This is a genomic window from Nocardioides sp. Root682, from assembly GCF_001427795.1.
Classification (GTDB): domain Bacteria; phylum Actinomycetota; class Actinomycetes; order Propionibacteriales; family Nocardioidaceae; genus Nocardioides.
Window position 1 is genome coordinate 411,885 of the sequence record NZ_LMHJ01000004.1, and the last position, 11,829, is coordinate 423,713.

Sequence of the window (11,829 nt, forward strand, 5' to 3'; positions counted from 1 at the left end):
GGTGACCTGTCAAATATTGGAAGGTAACCTGTCAAATGTCAAGCGAATTGGTCCGCCCGAATTTCGAGCCGTTCATCGCGCTCGCCGACAAGGCGGCACGGGCGCTGCGCGACGACATGATCGCCAGCGGCCACCGCGCTGGCTTCCCGGAGCTGGCGCTCTCCCACAGCGCCGTCTTCTCCACGCTGGGCCCGGAAGGAGCGCGTGCGGCCGACATGGCGGCGCGGGTCGGCATCACCCGCCAGTCGATGGGCGAGGTGGTGCGCGACCTGGTGCGGCTCGGCATCGTCGAGATGGTCGAGGACCCGTCGGACAGGAGAGCGAAGCTCGTCCGCTACACCGGCTACGGCGAGAAGGTCGCCCAAGCGGGCTTCGACCACATCATCGCGCTCGAGAAGGAGCTCGCGGCGGAGTGCGGTGCAGCCGACCTGGAGACGGCACGCAAGGTGTTGGGCCGGGTCAGGGAGATGCTCACGCCGGATCCGGCGTGAGGGCCTCCTCGGCCACGGGATCGTCCTCCGGCGGGAAGTTCCGTTGCGCGAAGCCCTGGGCGATCCGGACCGAGGGGCCCATGCAGATCGTCGCGACGACGATGATGCCGGCGATCACGAGCCACCCCTCGGCGCCCCACTCGAGGGCGAGGAACGTGTAGAGGGCAGGCGACCACTTGGAGCCGAGAGCGCTGAAGATGTCGTTGACGCCCTGGTACTCTCCGCGTCGCTTCGGATCCATCAGCTCGGCCTGGAACGACCAGCTGGCGCCGGAGACAGCCAGCTCGGCACCGGTCACCGTCACGTGCCCGAGCCACACCAGCAGCACGGTGATCAGCCCGACGGTCGAGTGCGTGACCATGGTGATCAGGCACGAGACCACGAAGAACGCCGAGCTGATCCAGACGTAGCGCAGCCCGTCCGCCAGCGTCCGCACGCCCTTCGAGGTGTACGCCGGCAGGAAGATGCAGAGCACCGTGTTGGTGCCGAACAGCCACGCCAGCAGGACGTGGGGCGCATCGGTGGCCTCGACCAGCCACAGCGGGATCACGATGTTCAGCAGCACCTGGTTGGTCCACAGCGTGCCGAGGAAGAACGACACCAGCATCCAGCCGCGGTTCCTCATCGGACCCGGCCCCACTGGCCGCACCCGGGCCTCGCCGCTGGCCACACGCAGGTCGTGGGGTGCATCGGGCAGTCGGGTGATCCAGAACGCGTTCGCCAGCAGCAGCGCCGCGGCGAACAGCGGTGTCCAGCGGATCACCTCCAGGCTGTCGAAGGCGAGCGCGACGCCACCGATGATCGCGCCGAGGGTGAAGCCGACGTTGAGCGCGGAGTACATGTAGGCCTGGGTCTCGACCCGCTCCTTGGTGGGCAGCACGTCGAGGACGTAGGCATGGTGGGAGGAATGGCCCGCGGAGTCGAACAGCGCGAAGGCCACCGCCAGGGCGACGTACTCCCAGAAGGAGCCGACGAACGGCAGCACGCAGAAACAGGCGACCCGGAACAGCGTGGACACGGCCCACACCCGCTTCGGGCCGAGCCTGTCGACGACCCGGCCGGCGGGGTAGGCGAACAGGAACTCCGCGATCCCGGCGATCGTGATCGCCAGCCCGACCTTGCCCGCCGACATCCCGACCACCTGGGTGAGGAACACCGCGCTGCCGGTGTTGAACGCACCGTCGCCGGTCGAGAAGAGCATCGACTGGACGGCGAGGCGGCGCGACAGGGGAGTGGGTGGGATCAGGCGCCGCAGTGCGCCGGACCTGCCCGTGCCTGTGTCCGAGACAGGTGTGGTCATCGCGCTCATCCTCGCTCCTCCCGCTAGCGTCTGTCAGGTGGATTTCTGGACGGTGCGCGGCGACGCCGACGAGGTGGTCGCGGAGCTGCGCGCCTGGCTGTCCGACGGGGACCCCTCCGCGCCGGCGCTGGTCGTCGAGACGTCCGGTTCCACGGGGGCTCCGAAGCGGGTGCTGCTCACTCGCGACGCCCTCCTGGCCTCCGTTCGGGCCTCGGCTGCCCGGCTGGGGGCGACCGGACCGTGGGTCCTCGCGGTGCCGCCGACCTTCGTCGCCGGCGTCCAGGTGATCGCACGGTCACTGGTGGCCGGCCACGAACCCGTCGTGCTCGAGCGCAGTGGCTGGCCCGAGGGCACGGGATGGTTCGTCTCGCTGGTCCCGACCCAGCTGACCCGGAAGCTCGGCTCGGCCGATGACCTCGCTGCGCTGCGTCGCGCGCACACCGTGCTGCTCGGCGGAGGACCCATCGGTGGCCCCCTGCGGGCCAGAGCGGCCGACGCAGGGGTGCACGTCGTCGCCACCTACGGCTCCGCCGAGACCGCAGGAGGCTGCGTGTACGACGGCCTCCCTCTCGACGGAGTGGCCGTCGCGCTCGGCGAGGGTGGCCGGATCCGGATCGCCGGGCCCACGCTCTTCACCGAGTACGTCGACCAGCCCGACCTCACGCGCGAGGTGCTCGTGGACGGGTGGTTCCTCACCTCCGACGCCGGCCGCATCGACGAGGACGGCCACCTCGTCGTGACCGGGCGGATCGACGACGTGATCGTGAGTGGCGGACTGAACATCCCCGGCCCGGCGGTGGCCGAGCGACTGCTGGCCCACCCGTCGATCGCGGCCGTCGAGGTGCTGGGGGTGCCGGACGCGGAGTGGGGCAACCGGGTGGTTGCCTTCGTCGTTCCTGGTGGCTCCGCGGTGGTGGACGAGCTGCGGGACTGGGTCGCAGAGGTTCATCCGCGGTCCTGGGCGCCGCGCCAGTTCGTCGTGCTGGACGAGATCCCGCTGCTCCCGAACGGGAAGCCGGATCGGCAGGCCCTGCTCGGGATCGCGGTCGAGGATGCGATCTCATGAAGGTCGTCGCGATCCCGATGCGCACCCGCTTCCGCGGTATCACCGTCCGCGAGGTGGCGCTGCTGCGCGGACCCGGTGGGTGGGGTGAGTGGAGCCCGTTCCTGGAGTACCCGCCCGACGTGGCCGAGGCCTGGCTGCGCTGTGCCGAGGAGTCGGCCGCCGGCGACTGGCCGGCCCCCGTCCGAGCCTCGGTCCCGGTCAATGTCACCGTTCCCGCGGTCGGTCCCGAGCGCGCGCACGCCATCGTGCTCGACGGCGGCTGTCGCACCGCGAAAGTGAAGGTGGCGGAGCCCGGCCAGACCCTCGCCGACGACGAGGCCCGGGTCGAGGCGGTGCGGGCTGCGCTCGGACCCGACGGCCGGATCCGCGTGGATGCCAACGGCGCCTGGTCGGTCGACGAGGCGGTCCTCGCGATCCGGCGCCTCGATCGTGCCGCCGGCGGACTGGAGTACGCCGAGCAGCCGACAGCGTCCGTCGAGGACCTCGCCCGTGTACGACGACAGGTGGACGTCCCGATCGCTGCCGACGAGTCGATCCGGCGGGCCGAGGATCCCTACCGCGTGCGCGACCTCGAGGCCGCTGACATCGCAGTCCTCAAGGTGCAGCCCCTCGGGGGAGTCCGCGCCTGCCTGGAGATCGCCGAACGGATCGGCCTGCCGGTCGTGGTGTCCTCGGCGCTCGAGACCTCGGTCGGCATCGCCGCCGGCGTGGCCCTTGCGGCCGCGCTGCCCGACCTGCCCTACGCGTGCGGCCTCGCCACGGTGCAGCTGCTCACCGCGGACGTGGTGGCGCATCCGTTGCTCCCCGTCGACGGAGCGCTGCCCGTGCATCGGCCAGCGGTCGACGTACAACAGGTCGCAGCGCTGGCTGCCGCCCCCGATCGGGTGGAGCACTGGGAGGCCAGGCTCGCCGCGGTCCGCGCGCTGCGGGAGGATCGTCGATCATGACCTCCCCGACCTCCCCCGAGGGCGCTGCTGACAGTGCCGCCGACCTGGCAGACGCTCTGGTCGCGTGGCTCGCGCGGGCCGGGGTCACCGAGGTCGTGGTCGCACCGGGATCGCGCAACGCCCCGCTCTCGATGGCCCTGTGGGCGTCGGCGCAGGCCGGCGGTGCCCGGCTGCACACCCGGATCGACGAGCGGACCGCCGGTTTCCTCGCCCTCGGGCTGACCAAGAGTGGATCGCGCGCTGCCGTGCTCACCACGTCGGGCACCGCGGTCGCCAACCTCCATCCGGCGGTCCTCGAGGCGATCCACGCGGGCGTCGGCCTGGTCGTGGTGTCGGCGGATCGTCCCGCCCGGCTGCGCGGCACCGGCGCCAACCAGACCACCGAGCAGGCCGGCATCTTCGGCCCCCTCCTGACGTCGTACGACGTCGCGACCGTCGCCGCGCTCGACGCCGTCGCCGCACCGCCCCACGAGGTCGTGCACCTCAACGTCCAGCTCGACGCCCCCCTCGTTCCTGAGTCGCCCTTGGTTTCGAGGCTCGCTGACGCTCGCACCTCAACCAGCGGGTCGGTGGTTGAGGTGCGAGGAGCTCCAGCGACGAGCCTCGAAACCCCCGGCCCCCCACTCGAACGAGGCCCGCGCACGGTCGTGGTGGCCGGTGACGACTCGGGCCCACCTGCCCGCCAGCTCGCCGAAGCCGCCGGCTGGCCGCTGCTGGCCGAGCCGACGAGCGGCTCCCGCACCGGCGAGAACGCGCTGCGCACCTACCGCCTGCTCCTCGGCACCGACCTCGGCGCACGGATCGAGCGCGTCGTGGTGTTCGGCCGCCCGACCCTGTCGCGACCGGTCACGCGCCTGCTCGAACGCCCCGACATCGAGGTGCTCGTCGTGCCCGGACGCGGACTGTGGCCGCCGAAGCCTGAGGGCTCGATCGCGACCAGCCACCCGCGATGGGGCGAGGACGAGGTGGACGACCCCGCCTGGTTCGAGGCCTGGAAGGAGGCCGACCGCGCCCTCGGCCGCCGCCTCGACCGGTTGCTCGCGGACCAGCCCACCCTGACGCCGTACGACGTCGCGGGGACCACCTTCGCTGCCCTGCCCGCGGGCGGGCTGCTCGTGGTCGGTGCGTCGAGCCCGGTGCGCGACCTGGACCTGATGGCACGACCGCCGGCCGTCGGCACCCGCCGCAAGGTGATCGCCAACCGGGGCCTCGCCGGCATCGACGGCACGATCAGCACCTCGATCGGTGCAGCGCTCGGGCGTCGCGACTCGGCTCGAAACCTCGCACTCATGGGGGACCTGACCTTCCTGCACGACCAGACGGCGTTCGTGCTCGGTCCCGACGAACCGCGTCCCGACCTGACGGTCGTGGTCGCCAACGACGACGGCGGTGCGATCTTCTCGATGCTCGAGCAGGGCGCTCCCGCCCACGCCGCGTCGTTCGAGCGTCTCTTCGGGACGCCGCACGGCATGGACCTCGCCAGCCTGTGCGCGGCCGCCCGGATCCCGCACCTGCGCGTCACCTCACGCCCCGAGCTCGAGCACGCGCTCGCCAGTCCCAACGGTGGCATCGAGGTCGTCGAGGCGACGATCAGCCGGGTGGACCGCCGCGACCTGGACCTGCAGGTCCGCGCCCTCGCCACCACCCCTGAAGAGGCGTAGCCATGGACATTGCCCTCCTGCTCGTTGCGATCGCGGTGGTCGTCCTGGCCGTCACCGCGATCTCCGAACGCGTCGACATCCCCGCCCCGCTGACCCTCGTCGTGGTGGGCGTCGCGGCGTCGTACGTCCCGGGCGTGCCGGAGCTGCGGCTCGAGCCCGAGGTGGTCCTGCTGGGCCTGTTGCCGCCGCTGCTGTACTCCGCCGCCGTCAACACCTCACTCGTCGACTTCAACGCCAACCGGCGCCCGATCCTGCTGCTCTCCGTCGGCCTGGTCGCGTTCACCACTTTCGGTGTGGCCGCGGTGATCAAGACCGTCATTCCCGAGATCGACTGGCCGCTGGCGCTGGCCATCGGCGCCGTCGTCGCGCCGCCCGACGCGGTCGCCGCGACCGCGATCGGGCGACGGATCGGGCTCCCGCGTCGCGTGGTCACGATCCTCGAGGGCGAGTCCCTGCTCAACGACGCGACCGCACTGGTGGCCCTGCGCACGGCGGTCCTGGCCATCGGTACCACCGTGACGGTGTGGGAGGTCGGGTTCGACTTCCTGCGTGCCGCCGGCGGCGGCCTCGCCATCGGCGTGCTCGCCTTCGTCGTGGTCGGCTTCCTCCGCAAGAAGATCACCGACCCGCTGATGGACACCGCCATCTCGCTGGTGATCCCGTTCGCGTCGTACATCCTCGCTGAGGAGATCCACGCCTCCGGTGTGGTCGCCGTCGTCGTGGCGGGCCTGCTGCTCGGCCACGTGGCGCCGATCCTGCAGACCGCCCAGTCGCGGATCGCAGAGCGCACCAACTGGCGCACCATCGCCTACGTCCTCGAGAACACGGTCTTCCTGCTGATCGGGTTGCAGGCCGACTGGCTGCTCGCCGAGGTCGAGGAGAGCGAGTTCGGGGTCGCCACCATCGCGACCGCCTGCGCCGCCACGCTGGTGGCGGTCGTCGTGCTCCGCATGGTGTGGGTCTTCGTGTCCCGCTACCTGCTGATCCGCCCCGGCCCGGACCCGGTGACCGGAGAGCGTGCGAGCTGGCGCTACTCGTTCCTCATCGGCTGGGCGGGGATGCGTGGCGTGGTCACGCTCGCCGCGGCGTTCACCGTCCCGGAGGACACCGTGCACCGCGAGGTGTTGCTGATCGTCGCGTTCGCGGTGGTGGCCGGCACCCTGCTCGGCCAGGGGCTGACCCTGCCGTGGGTCGCGCGGCGGTTGCGCGTGCCTTCGCCGGATCCGCACGACGACGCCCTCGCCCGAGCCACGCTGCTGCAGCAGGCCGCGAAGGCGGGCTTCCACAAGCTCGACGAGCTGGCCGAGGACTGCAAGGACCCGCATTCCGTGCGGGAGCTGATCATCCAGCGCATCGAGCAACGCAACTTCGCCGCGTGGGAACGCCTCGGCACCACTGAGGGCGAGGAGAGCCCGAGCGACCTCTACGCGCGCTGGCGCGGGGAGATGATCGACGCCGAGCGTCGCCGGGTGCTGGAGATCCGTTCGACCGGCACCGTTCCGTCCGAGATCGTGAGCGAGGTACTGGCCATGCTCGACGTCGAGGAATCCATGCTGGACGCGGCCGAGGCCGAGCGCGCCGAGCTCCGGAGCACGACGACCGTCAACCGGTCCGACGGCTGCGAGCACCTTGCCGCAGCGCCCCTGCTGGACCCGCCCACCGAGCTCGCCTGCCCCCAGTGCCTGGCCGAGGGGCAACGCTGGGTGGCGCTGCGGATGTGCCTGTCCTGCGGCCAGGTGGGCTGCTGCGACTCCTCGCCCGGCCGTCACGCCACCGCGCACTTCCGCGAGGAGCAGCACCCGGTCATGCGCTCGATCGAACCCGGCGAGGACTGGCGGTGGTGCTTCGTGCACCACCAGACCGGCTAGCGTTGGCGTCATGCGACTGACGAAGTTCGGGCATGCGGCGGTGCGGATCGAGACCGAGGGCACCACGGTGGTTCTCGACCCGGGCATCTGGACCCAGCGCGAGGCCGTTGACGGGGTCGACGCCGTGCTGATCACCCATGAGCACGTCGACCACTACGACCCCGAGCACCTGCGCGCAACGGACGCGCCGATCTTCACGATCGCCGCCGTGGCCGCGCAGATCCGCGACGCCGCGCCGGACGTCGCGGAGCGCGTGACCGTGGTCGCCCCCGACGAGGTGTGGAAGATCGGCGCGATCGGCGTCCGTGCGGTCGGCGAGCTGCACGCGGTGATCCACCCGGACCTGCCGAGGTTCCACAACAGCGGGTACGTCCTGACCGTCGGTGACCAGACCGTGTTCCACCCGGGCGATGCGCTGACCGTTCCTGGCCTGCCCGTCGACGTACTCCTCGCGCCCGTGTGTGCGCCGTGGATGCGGGCCAGCGAGGGCGTCGACTTCGCCCGATCGGTGGGCGCCGCCCGCAACGTGGCGATCCACGATCGCGTCTACTCCGCAGAGGGGCTCGGCATCATCGACGGCCAGTTCGGTCGCCTGCTCGGCGCTCGGGGACTGGACTACGTCCGACTGCCCGACGGTTCCGACCTGTAGGCAGGGTCCGGGGCTCTCAGGCAGACCGGGCATGATGGCCCGATGCCGATCGCACGCTCGTCCCTTGCCGGTGCCGCCACCGGAGTCGTCCTTCTCGCTGGTGCCGTCGGGTTCGGCGTGGGCCTGCCCGAGGTCGTCGAGAACCCGGGCGCGCACGCCGCGGACCTGCCGAAGCTCCCCGACCGTCTCGATGACCGCTTCATCGCGCTGTCCGCCGTGACTCCCGAGGACGGCAAGGCCACCACGCCCGACGCGGTCGCACAGATGAAGGCGTTCGCGACCGAAGCAGCGTCGAGCGAGAAGGAGGCCAAGGAACGCCTGGCCGGCATCTACGACGACGCGGTCGTGCGTTCCTACCTCGACGTCCCGGCCACCGTCGCTGCCAACGCGACGTCGCGTCCGGCGACACTCGCCGTGACGATCGTGCCCGGTGACGCGGGCCTGGTCATCCCGAACGGGCCGTTCCAGATCGACCAGTCGGGCACGCACTACGACCTCAAGAAGGTCGGTGGCTACCGCTGCTCGGTGACCTGGTCGGAGACGATCGACCCCACCACCGGCATCCCCACCGGCGAGAAGCCGACCGGCGCCAACTACCAGGTCGACTGCCGTACCGACCGCGACGGCGTGACCTACGACGTCTACGGCACCGGCCTGACGCCCGAGGAGACGGCGCACTACCTCGACGTCGTCCTCGAGCAGACCGCCACGGACTGACCCGGGCCCACTCGTCAGCTCCAGTAGACGATGACCTTGTCGCCCACCTGGACCTGGTCGAACAGCCACGCCACGGCCTCGCGGTCACGGACGTTGACACAGCCGTGCGAGGCGCCGTTGTAGCCGTGCGCGGCGAAGTCGGGCGAGTAGTGCACGGCCTGGCCGTCGGAGAAGAACATCGCGAACGGCATGGGCGTGTGATAGAGGCTCGACACGTGGTCGGGGCTCTTGCGGGTCACGTGGAACGCGCCCTCGCGGGTCGGCAGCTCGGCTGACCCGAACCGTACGTCGACGGTCTTGCGGACCTGGCCGTTCACGACCCAGCGCAGCGTCCGGCTGGACTTGTCGACGCACATCACGCGACCGGTGGTGCAGCGTGGGTCGAGCGGACCGGGCTTGTTGCCGCCGTTGCCCGGCGGGGGCTGGTTGGTCAGCTCGGCCTTGGTCGGTACGCGGGTCATCGAGTGCAGTCGGTCGAGCGTGCGCCGGTCGACCTCGCCGGTGACCTCGAACCCGCGCTTGGCCTGGAAGCCGCGGACGGCCTTGGTCGTCAGGTCGCCGTAGTTTTCGCTGACGTCGCCACTGAACCAGTCGATCTGCTTGAGCCGGGCCTGGAGGTCGCGCACCTCGGGGCCGTGGTCGTCGGGGGAGAGGAGGGCCGGTCCTGCCGGCGGCGGGCCCGGGTCCTCGACCGGCTCGGGGTCGGGCGACGGCTTCGGCTCCGGCTTCGGATTAGGCTTCGGCGCGGGATCGGGTGTTGCGCTCGGGTCGGTCGGGTCGGTCGGGTCGGTCGGGTCGTCCATCGCCGCGGGCTCGCCGATCGGACCGGCGGCCCGGGGGTTCGACTCCCACGGCAGGACGTCCTCCTGCACGGCCCAGCCGACGCCGTACGCCAGTACGGAGCACAGGGCGGCCAGCAGGGTGATCAGGCTGATCCGGCGAGCGACGCGCAACTTGGTGTTCATGTCCATGTAGACGCCACGAGGAGGCACTTGGTTGCGAACGACTTTTGCTCACCCGCCGACGAGGGTGCCCGGGCCGCGTAGGTACGCTTCCGCGGTGGCCCGCGCAGAGCTCGACAAGCAGCCCGCCGATGTCCGACGGATGTTCGACACCGTCGCGCGGCGCTATGACCTGACCAACGACATCCTCTCCTTCGGGCAGGACCGCCGCTGGCGCAAGGAAGTGCTGGAGGCCGTCGATCCGTCGTACGGCGACATGGTGCTCGACCTTGCCGCCGGCACCGGCACGTCCAGCCAGCCGTTCCGCGACGCGGGCGCGACCGTCGTACCGTGCGACTTCTCGATCGGCATGCTGCAGGTGGGCAAGAAGCAGTTCCCGCACCTGCCCTTCACGGCCGGCGACGGCACCAAGCTGCCCTTCCGTGACGACACCTTCGACGCGGTCACGATCTCCTTCGGCCTGCGCAACATCGTCGACCCCCAGGCCGGGCTGGCCGAGCTGCGCCGGGTCACCAAGCCCGGCGGACGGCTCGTGGTGTGCGAGTTCAGCCACCCGACGTGGTCGCCCTGGCGCACCGTCTACCTCGAGTACCTGATGAAGGCCCTCCCGGCCGTCGCCACCGCGGTGTCGTCCGCGCCCGACGCGTACGTCTACCTGGCCGAGTCGATCCGCGCCTGGCCCGACCAGCGCGGCCTGGCCGACCTGATCGGTGCAGCCGGCTGGAAGTCGCCCGAGTGGCGCAACCTGTCCGGCGGCATCGTCGCCATGCACCGCGCCACCGCCTGAGGATCCCCTTGCGCATCGACTGGATCCCGACGAAGGCTGAGCTCGACGCCTTCATCCGTGCGATGGGTCTCGACTTCCTGAAGCGCACCGCTCTCGTCGTCCTGATCGTCTGGGCAGGGGGTGCGCTGGTCGTCTCGCCCTACGGCATCGCCGCGGTGATCTTCTACCTCGCCGCAATGGGTGTCCTGGCCATCGTCATCGGGGTCGTCATCCATCGCCGGATCAGGCGCATGGGCCTGGGCGCCTATCCGGTCGGCCAGGTCGCGTCGGCCGAGGCACAGGACACCGGCCTGCGCCTGGTCAGCGCGGCGGGAGCGGCCGAGATTCCGTGGAGCCGGATGACCCGCACGCGGGTCGGACCAGTGATGGTCACCTTCAAGGACGCACTCTCGCGCCAGACGATGATGGTTCCGCGGCAACTGATGCCCGACGAGTGGCTCACGCGGCTCGACCCGCCCCGTTCCTGACGCCCGCGCCAGGCCCTGATTTTGGCAACCGGTCCGTGCCCTAAATCCGCAGGTCAGGCCGCTCTTTCAGGTTGACCGACCCCCCTGTCGCGACCCTTCGATGGAGTGGCAGGATGTGGGCCACACCACTAGTGATTCTGTTCACAAGGTCACGAGAGGGAGGCTCATGGAGCTCTACACACCGGTTCTGGTTCTCGCCGCACTGGCCGCGTTGTTCGCGGTCGGGTCCGTGGCGATGAGCACCCTCGTCGGGCCGCGCCGCTACAACCGCGCGAAGCTCGACTCCTACGAATGTGGCATCGAGCCGACGCCCCAGGCCCTCAGTGGTCGGTTCCCGGTGAAGTACTACATCGTCGCGATGCTCTTCATCGTCTTCGACATCGAGATCATCTTCTTGTACCCCTGGGCCCTGTACCTGGACGCCATGGCGTGGTTCGGCCTGGTCGAGATGGTCCTGTTCATCGCCACGGTCTTCGTGGCCTACGCATACGTCTGGCGCCGCGGCGGATTGGATTGGGACTANCATGGCGTGGTTCGGCCTGGTCGAGATGGTCCTGTTCATCGCCACGGTCTTCGTGGCCTACGCATACGTCTGGCGCCGCGGCGGATTGGATTGGGACTAGTTCCATGGGTGTAGAAGAGAAGCTGCCGAGCGGCGTCCTGTTGACCACGGTCGAAGGACTGGCCGGCTACATGCGCAAGGCCAGCTTCTGGCCCGCGACGTTCGGCCTGGCCTGCTGTGCGATCGAGATGATGACCTCGGGCGGTCCGAAGTACGACCTGGCCCGGTTCGGCATGGAGGTCTTCCGGGCCAGCCCGCGCCAGGCCGACCTGATGATCGTGGCCGGCCGGGTGAGCCAGAAGATGGCRCCCGTCCTGCGCCAGATCTACGACCAGATGGCRGAGCCCAAGTG

Annotated in this window: 14 protein-coding genes; 12 read left to right on the forward strand and 2 right to left on the reverse strand. The window is 70.5% G+C overall.

Annotated features, from left to right (window positions below; translation table 11 throughout):
* Positions 1-35 precede the first annotated feature (35 nt).
* On the forward strand, positions 36-491 hold the full coding sequence (locus ASD84_RS22700; protein ID WP_082573995.1) for a MarR family winged helix-turn-helix transcriptional regulator: 456 nt from the start codon (positions 36-38) through the stop codon (positions 489-491).
* Here the strand turns inward: ASD84_RS22700 and ASD84_RS22705 are convergent.
* Positions 472-1,791: an MFS transporter gene (locus ASD84_RS22705; RefSeq protein WP_056716196.1), complete on the reverse strand. Its 1,320-nt coding sequence runs from the start codon at positions 1,789-1,791 to the stop codon at positions 472-474. The genes ASD84_RS22700 and ASD84_RS22705 overlap by 20 nt on opposite strands.
* 37 nt (positions 1,792-1,828) lie before the next feature.
* On the opposite strand from ASD84_RS22705, the gene ASD84_RS22710 reads away from it, so the two are divergent.
* From ASD84_RS22710 to ASD84_RS22735, 6 genes are read left to right on the forward strand one after another with little or no spacing between them, the layout of a single operon-like run.
* Entirely contained in the window at positions 1,829-2,857 is a 1,029-nt protein-coding gene (locus ASD84_RS22710; RefSeq protein ID WP_056716058.1) for an AMP-binding protein, read from the forward strand.
* A complete protein-coding gene (locus ASD84_RS22715) occupies positions 2,854-3,804 on the forward strand; it encodes an o-succinylbenzoate synthase (protein WP_056716063.1) in 951 nt (316 codons plus the stop codon). The genes ASD84_RS22710 and ASD84_RS22715 overlap by 4 nt, the downstream gene beginning before the upstream one ends.
* On the forward strand, positions 3,801-5,465 hold the full coding sequence (gene menD / locus ASD84_RS22720; protein ID WP_056716069.1) for a 2-succinyl-5-enolpyruvyl-6-hydroxy-3-cyclohexene-1-carboxylic-acid synthase: 1,665 nt from the start codon (positions 3,801-3,803) through the stop codon (positions 5,463-5,465). Before ASD84_RS22715 ends, menD begins: the two co-directional genes overlap by 4 nt.
* A gap of 2 nt (positions 5,466-5,467) precedes the next feature.
* Positions 5,468-7,333 carry a Na+/H+ antiporter gene (locus ASD84_RS22725; RefSeq protein WP_056716073.1) on the forward strand — a complete coding sequence of 622 codons (1,866 nt, stop codon included), beginning with the start codon at positions 5,468-5,470 and terminating at the stop codon, positions 7,331-7,333.
* Between the two features lie 10 nt (positions 7,334-7,343).
* Positions 7,344-7,982: an MBL fold metallo-hydrolase gene (locus ASD84_RS22730; protein WP_056716077.1), complete on the forward strand. Its 639-nt coding sequence runs from the start codon at positions 7,344-7,346 to the stop codon at positions 7,980-7,982.
* A 42-nt stretch (positions 7,983-8,024) separates the two neighbouring features.
* Complete coding sequence (locus ASD84_RS22735; RefSeq protein WP_056716079.1) at positions 8,025-8,699, forward strand: hypothetical protein; 675 nt, start codon at positions 8,025-8,027, stop codon at positions 8,697-8,699.
* A 14-nt stretch (positions 8,700-8,713) separates the two neighbouring features.
* On the opposite strand, the gene ASD84_RS22740 is transcribed toward ASD84_RS22735, so the two are convergent.
* A complete protein-coding gene (locus ASD84_RS22740; protein WP_082573997.1) occupies positions 8,714-9,664 on the reverse strand; it encodes a L,D-transpeptidase family protein in 951 nt (316 codons plus the stop codon).
* Between the two features lie 94 nt (positions 9,665-9,758).
* On the opposite strand from ASD84_RS22740, the gene ASD84_RS22745 reads away from it, so the two are divergent.
* From ASD84_RS22745 to nuoB, 5 genes are all read left to right on the forward strand, one after another.
* Positions 9,759-10,448, forward strand: coding sequence for a demethylmenaquinone methyltransferase (locus ASD84_RS22745; RefSeq protein ID WP_056716082.1), 690 nt, complete (start codon positions 9,759-9,761; stop codon positions 10,446-10,448).
* A gap of 8 nt (positions 10,449-10,456) precedes the next feature.
* Positions 10,457-10,915, forward strand: a complete 459-nt coding sequence (locus ASD84_RS22750; RefSeq protein ID WP_056716085.1) for a hypothetical protein — start codon at positions 10,457-10,459, stop codon at positions 10,913-10,915.
* Between the two features lie 166 nt (positions 10,916-11,081).
* Positions 11,082-11,437 (forward strand): NADH-quinone oxidoreductase subunit A (locus ASD84_RS22755; RefSeq protein ID WP_156394696.1); only part of this gene is annotated, 356 nt, incomplete at its 3' end.
* 2 nt (positions 11,438-11,439) lie between these two features.
* Positions 11,440-11,538 carry an NADH-quinone oxidoreductase subunit A gene (gene ndhC, locus ASD84_RS25890; RefSeq protein ID WP_162251587.1) on the forward strand — a complete coding sequence of 33 codons (99 nt, stop codon included), beginning with the start codon at positions 11,440-11,442 and terminating at the stop codon, positions 11,536-11,538.
* Between the two features lie 4 nt (positions 11,539-11,542).
* Positions 11,543-11,829, forward strand: a 287-nt coding sequence (gene nuoB, locus ASD84_RS22760; RefSeq protein WP_156394695.1) for an NADH-quinone oxidoreductase subunit NuoB, incomplete at its 3' end; no start/stop codon positions are given.

Bases quoted from the DNA above. Each gene is read 5' to 3' on its own strand.
- ndhC (WP_162251587.1), top strand. From the start codon at position 11,440: ATGGCGTGGTTCGGCCTGGTCGAGATGGTCCTGTTCATCGCCACGGTC.
- ASD84_RS22715 (WP_056716063.1), top strand. From the start codon at position 2,854: ATGAAGGTCGTCGCGATCCCGATGCGCACCCGCTTCCGCGGTATCACC.
- ASD84_RS22725 (WP_056716073.1), top strand. From the start codon at position 5,468: ATGGACATTGCCCTCCTGCTCGTTGCGATCGCGGTGGTCGTCCTGGCC.
- ASD84_RS22700 (WP_082573995.1), top strand. From the start codon at position 36: ATGTCAAGCGAATTGGTCCGCCCGAATTTCGAGCCGTTCATCGCGCTC.
- ASD84_RS22740 (WP_082573997.1), bottom strand. From the start codon at position 9,664: ATGAACACCAAGTTGCGCGTCGCTCGCCGGATCAGCCTGATCACCCTG.
- ASD84_RS22730 (WP_056716077.1), top strand. From the start codon at position 7,344: ATGCGACTGACGAAGTTCGGGCATGCGGCGGTGCGGATCGAGACCGAG.
- ASD84_RS22705 (WP_056716196.1), bottom strand. From the start codon at position 1,791: ATGACCACACCTGTCTCGGACACAGGCACGGGCAGGTCCGGCGCACTG.
- ASD84_RS22735 (WP_056716079.1), top strand. From the start codon at position 8,025: ATGCCGATCGCACGCTCGTCCCTTGCCGGTGCCGCCACCGGAGTCGTC.
- menD (WP_056716069.1), top strand. From the start codon at position 3,801: ATGACCTCCCCGACCTCCCCCGAGGGCGCTGCTGACAGTGCCGCCGAC.